This window comes from Mesorhizobium sp. M0152 (assembly GCF_040322415.1).
Lineage (GTDB): Bacteria > Pseudomonadota > Alphaproteobacteria > Rhizobiales > Rhizobiaceae > Mesorhizobium.
On record NZ_JAMYTH010000002.1, the window covers coordinates 174,232 to 187,480 of the forward strand.

At 61.5% G+C, this 13,249-nt stretch carries 22 protein-coding genes and 1 pseudogene; 17 read left to right on the plus strand and 6 right to left on the minus strand.

Annotation, left to right across the window (positions count from 1 at the left end; all coding sequences use genetic code 11):
* Positions 1-5: 5 nt before the first annotated feature.
* The 4 genes from NKJ26_RS02980 (at position 6) to NKJ26_RS02995 (ending at position 2,220) form a co-directional block, all read left to right on the plus strand.
* Positions 6-683, plus strand: a complete 678-nt coding sequence (locus NKJ26_RS02980; RefSeq protein WP_352693531.1) for a helix-turn-helix domain-containing protein — start codon at positions 6-8, stop codon at positions 681-683.
* Position 684: 1 nt separating this feature from the next.
* Complete coding sequence (ssb, locus tag NKJ26_RS02985; protein WP_352693533.1) at positions 685-1,191, plus strand: single-stranded DNA-binding protein; 507 nt, start codon at positions 685-687, stop codon at positions 1,189-1,191.
* 98 nt (positions 1,192-1,289) lie between these two features.
* Positions 1,290-1,886: a hypothetical protein gene (locus NKJ26_RS02990; RefSeq protein ID WP_352693535.1), complete on the plus strand. Its 597-nt coding sequence runs from the start codon at positions 1,290-1,292 to the stop codon at positions 1,884-1,886.
* Between the two features lie 127 nt (positions 1,887-2,013).
* Positions 2,014-2,220 (plus strand): hypothetical protein, encoded by a 207-nt coding sequence (locus NKJ26_RS02995; protein WP_352693537.1) that lies wholly within the window; start codon positions 2,014-2,016, stop codon positions 2,218-2,220.
* 116 nt (positions 2,221-2,336) lie between these two features.
* On the opposite strand, the gene NKJ26_RS03000 is transcribed toward NKJ26_RS02995, so the two are convergent.
* A complete protein-coding gene (locus NKJ26_RS03000) occupies positions 2,337-2,825 on the minus strand; it encodes a gamma-glutamylcyclotransferase family protein (RefSeq protein ID WP_352693539.1) in 489 nt (162 codons plus the stop codon).
* A 25-nt stretch (positions 2,826-2,850) separates the two neighbouring features.
* A complete protein-coding gene (locus NKJ26_RS03005; RefSeq protein WP_352693541.1) occupies positions 2,851-3,264 on the minus strand; it encodes a helix-turn-helix domain-containing protein in 414 nt (137 codons plus the stop codon).
* 90 nt (positions 3,265-3,354) lie between these two features.
* On the opposite strand from NKJ26_RS03005, the gene NKJ26_RS03010 reads away from it, so the two are divergent.
* Genes NKJ26_RS03010 through NKJ26_RS03035 form a run of 6 tightly spaced genes read left to right on the plus strand, consistent with a single transcriptional unit; the run spans position 3,355 to position 6,132 of the window.
* Entirely contained in the window at positions 3,355-3,966 is a 612-nt protein-coding gene (locus NKJ26_RS03010; protein ID WP_352693543.1) for a ParB/Srx family N-terminal domain-containing protein, read from the plus strand.
* Positions 3,963-4,175 carry a hypothetical protein gene (locus NKJ26_RS03015; RefSeq protein ID WP_352693545.1) on the plus strand — a complete coding sequence of 71 codons (213 nt, stop codon included), beginning with the start codon at positions 3,963-3,965 and terminating at the stop codon, positions 4,173-4,175. The genes NKJ26_RS03010 and NKJ26_RS03015 overlap by 4 nt, the downstream gene beginning before the upstream one ends.
* Positions 4,172-4,381, plus strand: a complete 210-nt coding sequence (locus NKJ26_RS03020; protein WP_352693547.1) for a hypothetical protein — start codon at positions 4,172-4,174, stop codon at positions 4,379-4,381. The genes NKJ26_RS03015 and NKJ26_RS03020 overlap by 4 nt, the downstream gene beginning before the upstream one ends.
* A gap of 1 nt (position 4,382) precedes the next feature.
* Positions 4,383-5,480: a ParB N-terminal domain-containing protein gene (locus NKJ26_RS03025; protein ID WP_352693549.1), complete on the plus strand. Its 1,098-nt coding sequence runs from the start codon at positions 4,383-4,385 to the stop codon at positions 5,478-5,480.
* A gap of 56 nt (positions 5,481-5,536) precedes the next feature.
* Positions 5,537-5,701, plus strand: a complete 165-nt coding sequence (locus tag NKJ26_RS03030; protein WP_352693551.1) for a hypothetical protein — start codon at positions 5,537-5,539, stop codon at positions 5,699-5,701.
* Positions 5,683-6,132, plus strand: coding sequence for a hypothetical protein (locus NKJ26_RS03035; protein ID WP_352693553.1), 450 nt, complete (start codon positions 5,683-5,685; stop codon positions 6,130-6,132). The genes NKJ26_RS03030 and NKJ26_RS03035 overlap by 19 nt, the downstream gene beginning before the upstream one ends.
* Here NKJ26_RS03035 and NKJ26_RS03040 read toward each other — a convergent pair.
* Positions 6,108-6,365 (minus strand): hypothetical protein, encoded by a 258-nt coding sequence (locus NKJ26_RS03040; RefSeq protein WP_352693554.1) that lies wholly within the window; start codon positions 6,363-6,365, stop codon positions 6,108-6,110. The two genes, NKJ26_RS03035 and NKJ26_RS03040, sit on opposite strands and share 25 nt — an antisense overlap.
* 152 nt (positions 6,366-6,517) lie before the next feature.
* Positions 6,518-7,375 carry an amidoligase family protein gene (locus NKJ26_RS03045; protein WP_352693556.1) on the minus strand — a complete coding sequence of 286 codons (858 nt, stop codon included), beginning with the start codon at positions 7,373-7,375 and terminating at the stop codon, positions 6,518-6,520.
* A 178-nt stretch (positions 7,376-7,553) separates the two neighbouring features.
* On the opposite strand from NKJ26_RS03045, the gene NKJ26_RS03050 reads away from it, so the two are divergent.
* The 3 genes from NKJ26_RS03050 (at position 7,554) to NKJ26_RS03060 (ending at position 10,789) form a co-directional block, all read left to right on the plus strand.
* Complete coding sequence (locus tag NKJ26_RS03050) at positions 7,554-7,994, plus strand: hypothetical protein (protein ID WP_352693558.1); 441 nt, start codon at positions 7,554-7,556, stop codon at positions 7,992-7,994.
* 74 nt (positions 7,995-8,068) lie between these two features.
* Entirely contained in the window at positions 8,069-9,295 is a 1,227-nt protein-coding gene (locus NKJ26_RS03055; RefSeq protein ID WP_352693559.1) for a phage terminase large subunit, read from the plus strand.
* A 3-nt stretch (positions 9,296-9,298) separates the two neighbouring features.
* The gene (locus NKJ26_RS03060; protein ID WP_352693561.1) at positions 9,299-10,789 is read left to right on the plus strand and encodes a DUF4055 domain-containing protein; all 1,491 of its coding nucleotides are present in this window, start codon (positions 9,299-9,301) and stop codon (positions 10,787-10,789) included.
* Between the two features lie 139 nt (positions 10,790-10,928).
* Here NKJ26_RS03060 and NKJ26_RS03065 read toward each other — a convergent pair whose 3' ends face one another.
* A complete protein-coding gene (locus NKJ26_RS03065) occupies positions 10,929-11,210 on the minus strand; it encodes a hypothetical protein (RefSeq protein ID WP_352693563.1) in 282 nt (93 codons plus the stop codon).
* Positions 11,211-11,334: 124 nt separating this feature from the next.
* Between NKJ26_RS03065 and NKJ26_RS03070 the strand changes: the two genes are divergently transcribed.
* Positions 11,335-11,544 carry a hypothetical protein gene (locus NKJ26_RS03070; RefSeq protein ID WP_352693565.1) on the plus strand — a complete coding sequence of 70 codons (210 nt, stop codon included), beginning with the start codon at positions 11,335-11,337 and terminating at the stop codon, positions 11,542-11,544.
* Here the strand turns inward: NKJ26_RS03070 and NKJ26_RS03075 are convergent.
* Positions 11,534-11,791: a hypothetical protein gene (locus tag NKJ26_RS03075; RefSeq protein WP_352693567.1), complete on the minus strand. Its 258-nt coding sequence runs from the start codon at positions 11,789-11,791 to the stop codon at positions 11,534-11,536. The two genes, NKJ26_RS03070 and NKJ26_RS03075, sit on opposite strands and share 11 nt — an antisense overlap.
* Positions 11,792-11,889: 98 nt before the next feature.
* Here NKJ26_RS03075 and NKJ26_RS33535 point away from each other — a divergent pair.
* The 3 genes and pseudogenes from NKJ26_RS33535 to NKJ26_RS03085 form a co-directional block, all read left to right on the plus strand.
* Positions 11,890-12,126 (plus strand): annotated as a pseudogene (locus NKJ26_RS33535) (DUF7940 domain-containing protein); the annotation flags it as partial.
* Positions 12,127-12,157: 31 nt separating this feature from the next.
* Positions 12,158-12,667 carry a lysozyme gene (locus tag NKJ26_RS03080; protein WP_352693568.1) on the plus strand — a complete coding sequence of 170 codons (510 nt, stop codon included), beginning with the start codon at positions 12,158-12,160 and terminating at the stop codon, positions 12,665-12,667.
* Positions 12,660-13,166, plus strand: a complete 507-nt coding sequence (locus NKJ26_RS03085) for a hypothetical protein (protein ID WP_352693570.1) — start codon at positions 12,660-12,662, stop codon at positions 13,164-13,166. The genes NKJ26_RS03080 and NKJ26_RS03085 overlap by 8 nt, the downstream gene beginning before the upstream one ends.
* The last annotated feature ends 83 nt before the right edge of the window (positions 13,167-13,249 follow it).

Here is a 13,249-nt window from a genome sequence, read left to right on the forward strand (position 1 = left end):
ATCGAGTGTACCGAGAACAGTTCCAGGGCGGAGAGCCGCGAACGGCGGACGAAGTGTTTCGCCGGGCGGCGGCGGTCAAGCTCCGGCTCTACGGAGCGCCGAAGCTCCGCAACGTGCGGAACGAACAACTCCGCGACGAGGCCCGCAAGCAGGAACAGACGGCGGCGCGGATTGAGAGGCTGGAGACTATGCGCCGCGAGAGGGCGGCCATTGTCGCGGCGGAGGTTCGCAGGATCAAGGACGAACTGGCGCGCAAGCGTCACGACGACGAAGCCTTCGAAGCCCTTGTCGTGTCCAGCGATACGGGCGACCAATTCGAGCCTCCCTTGCCCACGGTCGACGCCTTGCGCCCGGTTGTCGCCCGGCTCTTGGTGACGGACATCGTCCGGCAAGGCTGTCTGTTCTTTCAGATGCGCCGCGACGTTCTGTTTTCGAACCGGCGCGAGCGCACCTTCGTCGAGCCGCGCCAGATAGTGACATGGGCGGCAGCGGAGTTTTGCCCGCACCTGTCGCTCCCCATGATCGGTCGCCAGACTGGCGGCCGGGACCACACCACGATCTTGCATTCGAAGCGCAAGGTCGCGGCGGCAATCGAACGCGGCGACCCGATGGGCCTCGCGGCATTGCGGTTCGCGGAAAGCCTCCGCACCGTCTTCCCCAATCAAGCCACTGGAGATCAATGAAATGGCAGGCAGCGTTAACAAGGTAATTCTCGTCGGCAACCTGGGGGCCGACCCGGAGGTTCGGCGGCTGAACAGCGGAAGCCCGGTTGTCAGCCTTCGGATCGCCACGTCGGAAAGCTGGCGCGACAAGCAATCCGGCGAGCGCCGGGAGAAGACCGAATGGCATAGCGTCGTGATCTTCAATGAGGGCCTTGCCAAGGTCGCGGAGCAATACCTGAAAAAGGGGATGAAGGTCTATCTGGAGGGCCAACTCCAGACGCGCAAATGGCAAGACCAGTCCGGGAACGACAAGTACACGACGGAGGTCGTTCTCGCGAACTTCCGTGGCGAGCTTCAAATGCTCGATGCGCGAGGCCAGGGCGACGGCGGGGAGCGCTCGGAAGGCTTCGGCGGTAGCAACCGGAGCGACAATCGCGGCGGCGGTTCTGGCGGCGGCTACGGACAGCAAAGCGGCGGCACGTCGCGCCAGCAATCGCAGCGTGAGCTTGACGACGAAATCCCGTTCTAGGCGGCGGGACAGACTACCGGCCCGACCGCGCCAGAAGACGCGGCGGGCCGATCTATAGGGGGTTGCCTTTCCTACCACTCAACGGAAAGGCGAATACGATGGCAGGCAGGAAGCGCAAGTTCGGTGTTCCGCGTAGGCCCGACGGCAAGATCAAGAGTTCCCACCACGAAAAGCAGAAACGCGAGACGGCTTGCGATGTCGTACTCGACCAGCGCCGCCGCCACTTCGGCGCGGTGCTTCCCGGTGACAAGCGCAACGGCAAGGGCCGCAGCCATGCCAACGATCGCCGCTATGGCTATGCGCTCGGCCGCCTTCTGATCGCGGGCGCGATCGACCTCAAACTTCACGACGCCGGGCAGGACTTCAGCGAGCTATTCCAAGCCTATCGGCGCGTCGCTGACATTCCCCCGGCCGTCGTTGCCGCGATCAGCTACGTGCAGGCGACAGGCAAGACACGCCGCGATCTGGAGGATGACGAGGCTAGCGCGATCTCCCGCCGCTACAACAGCGCCGTCAGGGCCGTGAACCGTGCTGGCGTCGGCGTGTTCTCGGCCCTCTACGATGTCCTAATCCGCGATCTCGATCCAGCGGACCCGTCCAAGGTCGCCGCCGGCCTCGACGCAATTAACAAACATTTTTGTCGAAGGAAGCGAAAAGGCCCTTCCACGACAAAAAGACTTGTGGTATCGGTCTAAATGTAGGGCGGGATATTCCCGGTAGTTCTCCGTGGTAGGGGACGCGAAACGTCGAGGGGTCGACGTTTTGCCTAGAGGCCGGCGGCTCCAATGAGAGCGCCGGCCTTTTTAGTTTCGAGGTCATCACATGGGCAAGAGCAGTTTCCAGCGTCGCGCGCTTGTCGCGGCGGCGATCGGCCTTGCCGTGTCGTTTGCGGCCATGTCCGGCCACGCGCTTCAGGAAAGCCCGCTGGCGGCTCTCCCGGTGCCGCCCAGGCCGCCGCGCGGTGATGTCCTCGGCAGCAATCGAGCGTCGCGCCGCGCGCGTGCCGCAATGGATAGGCGGGGAGCCTGATATGCAGAATGAAGAGAAAGCCGCAAGCCTTTGCCCGCGCTGTCCAGACGCCACCGCGCCGACCGATCTCGCCCGGCTCTGGCGGTTTCGGCGCGATGGCGTCCAGACGACGCGGATTAGGTGCAAGCTGTGCGGGGCGAGTTGGAAGCGGGTCGAGTTTTCTTGCGAGGCGACCGGGGACTGACCCACGTTCCGGAGACGGAGCGCAGGACGGCATCCTTCAGCGTCTCAATCGCTATGCCGAAGTCGCGAAAGCCTTCGGCGATCGTCGACAGATAATCCGACGACGGCGGGAAGACGCTTGTCCGGTTCATCATGTAGACGAGGGCGCGTTCTTCGCAGCCGTCGACCTCAACCGTGACGAATTCCTTCCGGTATAGCTCGCTCGCCACGCCCTCATATCGATCGAGCGCCTTTTCGCATTCTTCCGTGATCCTCCAGAGGCCGCCGGCAACGCGAGCGCCGGGCTTGGCGACGATGTCGGCGACGCCTCGGAAGACGAGTTCATGGTCGACGAGGTCAAAGGGTCCGACCGGCCGTGCGCAAGGGCAGCGGGCGGCCATCTGGTCGATGTTGAGATTAGAGCCGTAGGCGAAATAAAGCATGGTCGTTCTCCGTGGTAGGCGGGGATTAGCGGGTCTTGCTGGCGAGCGCCTGGCAGGCGAGGCCGATGAACTTCGGGATCGAGGCTTTGCCGGCCTCATAGTTCGAATAGGACTGCCGGGCGGTTCCAAGCGCCTTGGCCGCCTCGCGTTGCGATAGGCCAAGCTTTTCGCGCCAGGCGATCAGGTTGGCCGGCGTGAATTCGTGATCGTTGCGCGGCGTCTCTTTCGCAGGTTCGACAGGCTTGGGAGCCGGCTTGGCTTTGGGTTCGACCTTCGGCTTGGGATTTGCTTTGCGCGCTTCCCGGCGTGCCCTGATCTCGTCTGGTGTCGACATTGTCGGCGGAAGATCGGCCACCGCCGCTTGCATCGCCGGAAGCGTCATTTCGGCCGCGACCTTGGGCTTCGCCTTCGGCTTCGGTTTCGCGGTTTTGGTTATCATTTGGGTTCTCCGTTGCAGACGGCCGGATTGTTACAATTTAGGCCACCGAAACGCAAGCGAATTGTTAAAATCTAGGCCAAGGTGTCCGTCATGAAAAATCACGTTCAAGGAACGGCGATCGTTGCCGATCTCGTCCCCTATGCCCGCAACCCGCGCACGCATTCGGCCGACCAAGTCGCCAAGCTTTGCGCCTCGATCCGCGAATTCGGGTTCACGAACCCGGTGCTGATCGACGAAGAGGGCAGCATCGTTGCCGGCCACGGTCGCATCATGGCGGCGAACCGGCTCGGCATGAAGGAAGTTCCTTGCGTCACGTTGAAGGGCCTGTCGGACGCGCAGAAGAAAGCGCTCATCATCGCCGACAACCGCCTGGCGGAGGATGCGGGCTGGAATGACGAATTGCTCGTCGGCTTGCTGCACGACTTGAACGCGGACGGCTACGATCTGGAGCTTACGGGCTTCAGCGACGACGAGATCGAAGACTTCCTCCGCCCCTCTGGCGACGATGATCTCGATATCGGTTCGGAAGCGGGCGAGGGCGCCAGCGGGACCGACAAGGAATATCTGGTCTTTGGAGCCTTCCGGGTTCCGATCACCGAAGACGAAGTCAAGCGCCTGTCGAAGGCGGTCGAGCGCTACGTCGAAGAGAACGGCGCGGCCTATGGCTTCCCCGCTTTTCTGCTCGACGGAGCCGGCGCATGAGCGGCCCGGCGAAAAAGCCCGAGGGCGCTCGGCTGAAGCTGTGGCGGCCGATGCGGGATGCAGCAATGAATGTGGTCGGCGTCCGCTACGTCTACGCCGCTATGGCGCAAGATCAGCGGGACCGGCTCGCAAATTGGTTCCCGGCCGTCCGCTTCGTCGACTTCCTTGACGAGGTCGAGGTCATCATTCCTTCGGGAGCCTGCAAATGAGGGCCGATCTCTCGTTTCGGCTGTTCTACGCGGGCGTCGGAATGGCCGGTATCGTCCTGTGCGCGGTTGCGCTCTCGGCGGCAACGCCACGAAATCCGCCGGCTCCCATCCACTATCAGCGGGCTTGCCTCGGCGATCTCTCGACCGTGAAGACGCCCTACTTCCTCCCATGCCGCCGGGTTCACTACGGCGAGCGGATGGTCTGACATGCTGCACCTGGACTACGACATCACCGGCCTGAAGGGAGCGGACTACAACCCGCGCAAGATTGACGCCGACGATCTGGCGCACCTCGGCGAGAGCATTCGAACGCTCGGCCTGGTCAAGCCGCTGATCGTGCGCGGCGATCTCTTGGTTGCCGGCCACCAACGCACGAAAGCGTTGCGGGCGATCGGCGTTGACACGGCTCCGGTTTTTGTCCTGTCCAAGGATACGACGACATACGACGAAGTGCGGTTCAACCAACTGCACAACGGCACGGATATGGACATGGGAGAAGAGGCGGCGGTAATCCCCGCGGGCTTCTCCAGAAAAGGCTACCACGTCGTCAACGACACGGCCAAGATCGCGGGCAACATGCGCGCTCCCGGCGCGACGATCCGAATGGAGATATGCGATCTCATCGGCCGCTATGGGTCATGGGGCGGCGTGGTAGCCACCTTTTCGGGCCGGGTCATCCACGCCGCGCAATATGCGCTCGCGGCCAAGATGCTCCGCGCCCCGCTCACGGTGTTTGCAATTCCCGACGAAGAGGAAGCGACGTATCGATCGTTCCTCGATCGCGAATATGGCGTGTTCTGCTACGACAATCTGAAGCGGGACACATACATTCAAACGCTGGCGCAACTGCCACGGCTTCGCGAGGGCAAGGCGAACGCGAGCGCGCTCTATGAGCGCTTCGTGATCCCCTGGCTGAAGGCGAACGCGAGCGCGACCTATCTCGACTTCGGCGCGGGCCAGGGCGACTACTTCCGCCGCATGAAGCGCGAAGGGTTCGATGCCTATGAGCTTGAATTCTTCCGCCGGAAGGGGATGGATCGCACGCTTGACGGCGCGGCGACGCAACGCATGATCGACCGGATGATTGCCCGCCTTCGCGGACAGGGCCGGTTCGATGCCGTGGTCTGCGATAGCGTGTTGAACAGTGTCGACACGGTCGACGCCGAAAGGGCGGTCGTGACGCTGCTCAACTTCCTTGCCAAGCCGGGCGCTCGCGTGTTCTTCGCCGGCCGCTCGACGGGCTGTCGGGCTTCTACCGCGAGGGCCGATGGTTCTTCCAGAAATACCACGACGACGCCGACGTGATGGCCTTGTGCGAGTATGCGGGGCTGAAGGTTGTCACCTTCAAGAGCGATCGGTCCATGTGGCAAGTCGAGGCGATAAAAGAACGGGAATTGAACCGCGACCAAATAGCCGGCGCAATCGAGTATGAATTCGAATTGCCTCTTGTCGGCGACCGGCGCATCGGGCGTTCGGCCGACATGCTGGAGGTCATGGAGAAGATCCTTTGTTCGCCTACCACATAGACACCCAACCAACCGGCGGCGGCCCCGTCGGCAAGCACGGCTATCTCTGGATGAAAAAGGTGACGGGGTTCGACCCTCGTTACCATTGCGCCAAATGCCTGAAGGGCGAGTACGAGAACGACTTCGGTCTTCGCGTGCCGACCAACACATGGCGGACCCTGAAAGGCTACCAAGAAAGCGATATCGTCTATGTGTGCGCCGTCTCGCGGCCTTACAACTGGCACCGCAATCGCCATCTGGTCGTGCGGGTCAAGGCAGGGTCGCACGCCGGCTTGGACTTATGGACAGGCGACCGGGTTCTTCTCGACAACGCGGAGATCATCCGGTTCACCGGCCAGGTCGCGGCGGAGCGCTATGCGGACAAGGGCGAGGATTTCACCACTTGCCGCAACTTCCAATTCGGCGCTCAATTCTTCTGCGATGCAGCGTGAGGCTCGGCGCGTCGAAGCTGAAGCGCTCGCTCGGCTGAAAGCCGGCCTTTGAACTTGTAGCGGAATAGCTCGACCGCCCACATTGGCGTGGGGTTCGCGCTCTTGGACGTGGCGGGCTTCAGCCAGGCATTCACGGTCGAGATCGAGACGCGGAGGGCGTCGGCGGTTTCCTGCCGGGTTATCCCGGCGCGGGCGATCAGTTCCTTCAACTCCGGCGTCCAGTCGTCGTGCATGGTCTTCTCGCCGGCAATAGGGTCTACCGCTGGCGGGGACGGGTCTACAACGCGCGGTGCGGGTTCTGGAGTAGGTCGCGGTGCGGGAAGAGCGGGAGCCGCGCGCTTGCGGCTCTCTCTTGGCGATGCGGAAGTGGTTGACTTCGTCCGGATCATGCGACCATCGGCAACCCTGCCGCCTCCAGCTTGGCGATCTCTTTGCGCCGGTTCATGTAATAGATGCGAACCGGCTTGTCGGCTTCGATCATGTCGAACAACTGGCGCATTTCTTCGACGGGTTCAAGGTCGCGAGTGACGGTGCGCTTGCGGATGCGCGTGGTCAATGCCTTGGTCACGAATGCGTCAAGTAAGCGAACCCAATTCTCCACCTTGTCCGCGTCGACCGTGCCGGAGTGCTGGCGAAACTCGATCGTGCCTTTGCCGCCGGCCTTCAGATTGGTGAGATTGAGCTTGCGGCGACGTTCTGGCGAAGCGACCTTTAGGAAGGCGTGAAGGTCTGGAGCCGCGTCAATCATGACGATGCTCGAATTGACCGCATAGGTTCCATAGCCGCCGAAATCGGCGCGGTTGGACTTCGTATAGGTGTTGTTCGTTGCGCGTCGGCTCTTGGGCATGACGTGGTCGAAAAAGCTCTCAAACCAGACATACATTTTGGCGAGGTTCTTCAACGCCTTCAGGTCAAGGCCAGTAGCGCCGAAGTGGACGTGGAAGCCGGTCGAGACATTGACCTTGGCTCCGGCCGCCTTCAGCGCGTCGCACATGCGCCGGGCTTCAGCGATGCCATGTTCGCCAAACAGGATAGGCGAGACGAGTTCGCAGCCGCCAAAGCCTGTCGAGCTATCCGGCTGGATTTTCCAGCATGTCGTTGATGTCGGCGCGCCATAGGCCGCCGGGCGAATGACGAGGCTTGGCTGATAGTGGCGGAGCTTGGCGGCGAACGTGGTGCGCGTTTCACCCCAAGGCATGATGACTTCTAGCTCGATGCCAAAGGTTCTGGTCGAGAGCGGCATAGGGTGTGTCTCCGTGGTAGGGTATAATGTACCTATGGGTATTAAATACCCTATGGCCTAAATCTAGGCAATAGGTTTTTTTGTAGAGCATCAACTTTTTTCGGAATGCCGTTCAACGCCTGTCCCGCCAAGGGATTGCGCGAGGGCGGAGCCGTGTGGTCACGGAAGGAATAAAAGAATGGAAAACCCGGAACCCAAAAAGAACCCCAAGGGTGGTCGCCCGAAAGGCTCGACGAAGGCCAAGATCGACCCGTTCCGCGAGGTCCGCGTAGGCCGGCCTGACGTGCTTGTGCCGGACGAAAAGACCATGAAGGCGCTACGGCGCTACGGCGCGGCGAATGTCTCATACGAGACGATGGCGGCGAACCTTGGCGTCTCCCTCACCGCGTTGAACAACTTCCGGAAGAAATGGCCGGAGGTCGACATCGCAATCGATCAAGGGCGGTCAAACATCGACATCGACATCGCGGTCGCGCAAATCGACGTGGCGGTGAAGAAACGCAATCCGCAAATGCTCATCTGGCTTGGCAAGCAACGCCTGGGGCAGACGGACAAGGTCGAGACGAAGAACACCGGCGATATCTCGATCCATATCGACGCTGAAGACGCACAGGTCTAGCCGTGAGCGCCTTCGTCAAGACGCCAAAGCAGGCGGAGCAAGTTCGCCTTGTCTCCGGCCCCGCGCAGCACGTCATGGGCTACGGCGGCTCTCGATCGGGCAAGACGTTCGGTTTCTGCCGGATCATCGCCATGAGGGCCATGAAGGCTCGTAGCTCTCGACACGCGATCTGGCGCTATCGGCAAAACCATCTGATGGCGTCGATTTGGTCCGATACCTGGCCGAAGATGATGAAGCTCTGCTTCCCGAACGTCCCCTACGAGACGAACAAGGTCGAGGGCGTAATCAGGTTCCCGAATGAGAGCGAAGTATGGATGGGCGGCCTCGACGATAAGGACCGCGTCGAGAAGGTGCTAGGGCAGGAATTCGCGACGCTCTACTTCAACGAAGTCTCGCAAATCTCCTACGACAGCGTGACCACGGCCATGTCGCGCCTTGCGCAGCAAACCGGCCTGAAGCTCAAAGCCTTCTATGACTGCAATCCGCCCTCCAAGCGGCATTGGAGCTACAAGCAATTCATCGACAAGGTCGACCCGGAGAGTGGGCGGGCGCTATCCGATCCGGACAATCACGTCCACCTGAAGATGAACCCGGTCGACAACAAGGAAAACCTCGCGCCGGAGTATCTTCGCACACTGGAGAACCTACCGGCTCGCAAGCGCGCTCGCTTCCTTGAAGGGCTGTTCGCAAACGAGAACGAAAACGCTCTCTGGAACTACTCGATCATCAAGCACGCGCCGGACGCAACGGCACGCTTCAGCCCGGCGGAGATCGTCGCGCTGCTCGGCATCACGCGCGTCATCGTGGCGGTCGACCCGGCGGTTTCAAACAACCCCGGAAGCGACGAACACGGCATCATCGTTGCCGGCAAGGACGCCGACGACAACGGCTATGTGCTTGAAGACTGCTCTCTGAAGGGCAAACCGCAGGATTGGGCTACAGCGGTCGCCCTGGCCTTCCGCAAGTGGGAGGCGGACGCCGTCGTCTGCGAAGTCAATCAGGGCGGCGACATGGTCGAAAGCACGGTGCGAACGGTCATGCCGTTTGCTCCGGTCATTCAGGTCCGCGCCACCAAAGGCAAGGGCATTCGCGCGGAGCCTGTCTCCGCTCTCTACGAACAAGGCAAGGTGCTGCACGTCGGCGACTTCGAAACTCTCGAAGAGCAAATGTGCGAACTCACGATCGACTTTGACCGCAAGGCGGCCGGGTACTCCCCCGACCGTGTCGACGCCTTGGTTTGGGCCTTCACCGATCTGCTCTTGGAAGAAGAGGGCGGCGGTTTCTTCATTGGAAAGTGCTGATCAATGGTTGACAAAATCGATCCTTCCGTTCCGTCCGCCGACTACCTGGCGAACGCCTCCAGCTTCAAGGTCTTGCGTACCGTCATGGCGGGTACGGAGGCCATGCGTGCGGCTAGCGAGACGTATCTCCCGGTTCATCCGGCCGAAGACCCGCAACGCTACCAGGGCCGCCTTGCCGAAACCGTGCTGCTCAACAAGCTGGAGAGCGCGGTCAACTCGGCGGTCGGCAAACCCATGGGCAAGCCGGTCTTGCTCGATGGCGACTATGACCCGTACTATGACGATTTCATCATGGACGTGGACTTGCTCGGCAACTCGCTCGACGTGTTCTCGCGCGAATTCATGACGGACGGCGTCACGGCCGGCCTCGCTTACATCATGGTCGACATGCCACGCGCGGAGCCTGGCATCACCTTGGCCGAAGAGATCGCCCGCAACATTCGGCCCTACTTCATTCACTACCGGGCCGAAGACGTGATCGATTGCGTCGTGTCGACCGCGTCCGGCAAGCCGCAAGTCATCAATGCCCGCTTTTGGGAGAACACGACGCGCGTCGTCGGCTTTACCGCCATCACGGTCAAGCGCATCCGGCATTGGCGCTCGGACGGTTGGGACTTGTGGGAACTGGCGACCGACGACAAGGGCAAGGAAACCGATTGGTCGATCATCCAAAGCGGGCCGAACGCTCTCGGCGAAGTCTCGATCGTCCCCTACTTCACCGGCCGCCGGGCCACGAAGACAGGGTTCAAGGTGAAGCCGCCCTTCCTCGATCTCGCATGGAAGAACGTCGAGCATTGGCAGTCGGGTTCTGATCAGCGCAACATTCTGAAATATGCTCGCTTCCCGATGCTGGCAGGCTCCGGCGTGAAGTTGCCGCCGAAGAAGCCGGGACAGAAGCAAGAGCCGGTCGCCACGCTCGGCCCTAACTCGCTGCTGATCACCGAAGACCCGCAAGGAAAGTGGTATTTCGTCGAGGCGGAGGGCAAGGCCATCGAAGCCGGACAGAAAGACCTCGACCGGCTTGTGGCCGAAATGGACGAACTATCCATGAAGCCGCACCAAAAGGGTTCGGGCGTCATCACGGCGACCTCTGTCAAGGCCGGGGAGAACCGGGAGAACTCGGCGGTCAAGAACATGGCGCTCAACCTCAAAGACGCGCTGGAGCGGGCCTTCGTGTTCGCGGAGCGCTACCGTGGCGCGGTCGACACGATCAGGGCGCCCTCGGTCAACGTGGCGACGGAGTATGACGACGAGACGGGCAAAGACAGCCAGTCGGTCGACAGCCTCTTGAAGGTCCGCGTCGCTGGCGAACTCACGCGCGAAACGTTCTGGAGCGAATTGCAGCGCCGTGGCGAGCTTTCGTCTTCGTTCGACCCGGTGGCGGAGGCCGATGCTCTCGCGGCTGAAGGCACCGGCATGAACGCAGAGAACGACGATGCGGACAATGTCGACCCGAACGCCATCAACGACAACGTCATACCGGAGGCCGCATAGCCATGAGCTTCATCGTCTCTGTCGTCGACCGCCTCCTGTGGGCGGCCGGCGGCTTCGTCCTGGGTGCGGCCGGCATGTTCGCCTTCGTCTGGTACGTCCTATGGTAGGGCGCCTCACAGATAAGACGCTAGGCGAGGCGTCAATTGTCTTTTTCATCATCAATGGGCGCAACGCGAAAGTGGGCCTCTCTCTCCGCGTCCGTTAAACTCACAAGCCATTCTTGGTGTTTGCGCTGTCTTTTGCCCTCGGCAAGGTCGCGCAAGACAAAGCCGACCGCGAATAACCCGAATGTCCAAAATGTAATCTGATTTAGCCATGACGGGCGAAATCCGTCGTCTGTGTAGATCACATTCAAGATGAATACGAACAATAACACTCCACCGATGAAGCCAGCGCCATACCCTTCATTGTTCTTGTCCATTGGTCGCCCCCAAACCCGTCAATAGTTTGCCAAGCAAGGTTACCACGGCGTCCAGCAATCTCAAACCGGGTCGACAGCCCTCACAAGTCGGGACGGCGCGCGCCAAGCCAAAAAGGAACCTGAAATGACCGATACACCGAAGCCCAAAGTCCTCGAATTGAAGCGCAAGATCGTCTTCAAGTCGGGCAATCACCTAAACCTCCGCAACATCACGTCATGGGATGCCAAAGGCACCTATGTCCGCCTCCAGTGCGACGAGGGCTACGTGCTGATCCGCGAGAAGAGCATCGACTATCACCTGATCACGCCGGCTCCGGACGGCATCACCGGCTAGTCGGGTACTTCAGCGGCTCATGGTGGGGATTATCGTGGTGTAGCACCTCGGCGAGGTTGCGCATGTCGATCTCCTGTCCGCAGACCGGACAAATCATGAAATGCTCGATCTCGTCTTTGACCGGGCCGGCATGGCGCTTCCCGGTAACGCCGACCGCAATGTTCTTGGCCGGCGGGCGATTGCCGATGGCCTTCGCCAACTCGACGAAGCTTAGATCGCTCTCGGCCCTCTTGCGGTTGCGCGCCATCCCATAGAACGCGGCGCGCGGCCTTTCGTTGCCGGCACGAATAAGACCCGATCATCTTCCCGACGCCGGGAGAATGATCCCGAACTAAGGACATCGCTATGCCTGCCTTCCCTCTGTCGGCGAAAGCCGTCTGGAGGCGACTTCGTGCGACCGAAATCAGGATCATCGACAACTGGCGCGATGTCCTGAAGCGGGCTTGGTCGGTTCGCATCCTCGCGATTGCCGGCCTTCTCTCCGGCGCTGAAGCGGTCTTGCCGCTCTACAGCGATCGGTTCCCGCCAAACGTCTTCGCCTCCCTTCTCTTCGTGACCATCGGCGCGGCGCTCATCGCCCGCTTCGTCTCTCAACAACCAAAGGATCAAACCAATGAAAAGTCGCTACCTCCAGAGCGGAGCGGCGGGGCTTGCCCTGCTTGCTGCTGCAACTGCCTACACCGGGTCGTGGGAAGGCACCAAGTACAAGCCTTACTACGATGTCGGCCATGTCCTTACCGTGTGTCGCGGCCACACCGGACCCGACATCATCCCTAACAAGACCTACACGCCGGCCGAATGCGACGCCATCACGGCGAAGGATATCGTCGAGCATGAAAAGCGCATGGTGGCGTGCGCTCCGGAGCTTCTGGCCGTTCCCGGCCCGACCTATGTCGCGATCAACGATTGGGCATTCAACGTCGGCACCGGAGCGGCGTGCCAGTCGACCTTGATCAAGAAGCACCTCCGCAAGGGCGACATCAAAGGCGCGTGCCTCCAGCTTTCGCGGTGGGTCTACGTGAAGGGCGAGGTCGTGGCCGGCCTCTTCAACCGGCGCGTCAAGGGCACTCCCGGCCGCGAGAGCGAGCAGGCCATGTGCCTCAGGGGTCTTCGCAATGGGTAGCGGCATCATCGCTTGGCTGCTGTCGCGTCTGTCGCCAGCGGCCATCGCCCTCATCAGCTTGCTCGCCCTCTACGAAGGCGTGCCGGTCGCCAAGGAGATCGTCAAGGCGGTTGCGATCATCCGGTATGTGCCGGGTGTAGGGCCGGCCGTCGAGTACCTGGCCCTCGGCCGCGTCGATCGAGCGGAGCGCGCCGGCCACGATGCCGGTGTCGCCGAAGAGCGGGCCGCATGGGTCAAAGCGGCGGAGACGGCACGGCAGAACGCCGCCGATCTCCGCGCCGCCGATGCCATCCGCCAAGCCGAAGCCGAACGCAAATACCTCGCGGAGCGCGCCGAACGCGCCATCCACGCCGGGGAACTGAAGGAAATCATCAATGATCTGGAAAATGCACCTAAGACTGTCGATTGCCGCGACGTTCCTTCTGTGTCTCGCCGGCTGTCAATCGGTCTTGACGCCGCCGGTCGAAAGGAAGCCCGCCGTCCTGCAAACGACGGCTGACATTCCCGCCAACTCGCCGTTGCGGGAGCCTTGCGCTCCCCTGGTCGACGTTCCGCACCGCGATCTCAAAGAACCCGAAACCG

Excerpts from the sequence above, each read along its gene's own strand:
- NKJ26_RS03025 (WP_352693549.1), top strand. The coding sequence starts at position 4,383 with ATGCTGCACCTGGACTACGACATCACCGGCCTGAAGGGAGCGGACTAC.
- NKJ26_RS03005 (WP_352693541.1), bottom strand. The coding sequence starts at position 3,264 with ATGATAACCAAAACCGCGAAACCGAAGCCGAAGGCGAAGCCCAAGGTC.
- NKJ26_RS02990 (WP_352693535.1), top strand. The coding sequence starts at position 1,290 with ATGGCAGGCAGGAAGCGCAAGTTCGGTGTTCCGCGTAGGCCCGACGGC.
- NKJ26_RS03080 (WP_352693568.1), top strand. The coding sequence starts at position 12,158 with ATGAAAAGTCGCTACCTCCAGAGCGGAGCGGCGGGGCTTGCCCTGCTT.
- NKJ26_RS03070 (WP_352693565.1), top strand. The coding sequence starts at position 11,335 with ATGACCGATACACCGAAGCCCAAAGTCCTCGAATTGAAGCGCAAGATC.
- NKJ26_RS03055 (WP_352693559.1), top strand. The coding sequence starts at position 8,069 with ATGGGCTACGGCGGCTCTCGATCGGGCAAGACGTTCGGTTTCTGCCGG.
- NKJ26_RS02995 (WP_352693537.1), top strand. The coding sequence starts at position 2,014 with ATGGGCAAGAGCAGTTTCCAGCGTCGCGCGCTTGTCGCGGCGGCGATC.
- NKJ26_RS03045 (WP_352693556.1), bottom strand. The coding sequence starts at position 7,375 with ATGCCGCTCTCGACCAGAACCTTTGGCATCGAGCTAGAAGTCATCATG.
- NKJ26_RS03065 (WP_352693563.1), bottom strand. The coding sequence starts at position 11,210 with ATGGACAAGAACAATGAAGGGTATGGCGCTGGCTTCATCGGTGGAGTG.
- NKJ26_RS03075 (WP_352693567.1), bottom strand. The coding sequence starts at position 11,791 with ATGGCGCGCAACCGCAAGAGGGCCGAGAGCGATCTAAGCTTCGTCGAG.
- NKJ26_RS03060 (WP_352693561.1), top strand. The coding sequence starts at position 9,299 with ATGGTTGACAAAATCGATCCTTCCGTTCCGTCCGCCGACTACCTGGCG.
- NKJ26_RS03040 (WP_352693554.1), bottom strand. The coding sequence starts at position 6,365 with ATGCACGACGACTGGACGCCGGAGTTGAAGGAACTGATCGCCCGCGCC.
- NKJ26_RS03030 (WP_352693551.1), top strand. The coding sequence starts at position 5,537 with ATGTGGCAAGTCGAGGCGATAAAAGAACGGGAATTGAACCGCGACCAA.
- NKJ26_RS03015 (WP_352693545.1), top strand. The coding sequence starts at position 3,963 with ATGAGCGGCCCGGCGAAAAAGCCCGAGGGCGCTCGGCTGAAGCTGTGG.
- NKJ26_RS03020 (WP_352693547.1), top strand. The coding sequence starts at position 4,172 with ATGAGGGCCGATCTCTCGTTTCGGCTGTTCTACGCGGGCGTCGGAATG.
- NKJ26_RS03050 (WP_352693558.1), top strand. The coding sequence starts at position 7,554 with ATGGAAAACCCGGAACCCAAAAAGAACCCCAAGGGTGGTCGCCCGAAA.
- ssb (WP_352693533.1), top strand. The coding sequence starts at position 685 with ATGGCAGGCAGCGTTAACAAGGTAATTCTCGTCGGCAACCTGGGGGCC.
- NKJ26_RS03010 (WP_352693543.1), top strand. The coding sequence starts at position 3,355 with ATGAAAAATCACGTTCAAGGAACGGCGATCGTTGCCGATCTCGTCCCC.
- NKJ26_RS03085 (WP_352693570.1), top strand. The coding sequence starts at position 12,660 with ATGGGTAGCGGCATCATCGCTTGGCTGCTGTCGCGTCTGTCGCCAGCG.
- NKJ26_RS03000 (WP_352693539.1), bottom strand. The coding sequence starts at position 2,825 with ATGCTTTATTTCGCCTACGGCTCTAATCTCAACATCGACCAGATGGCC.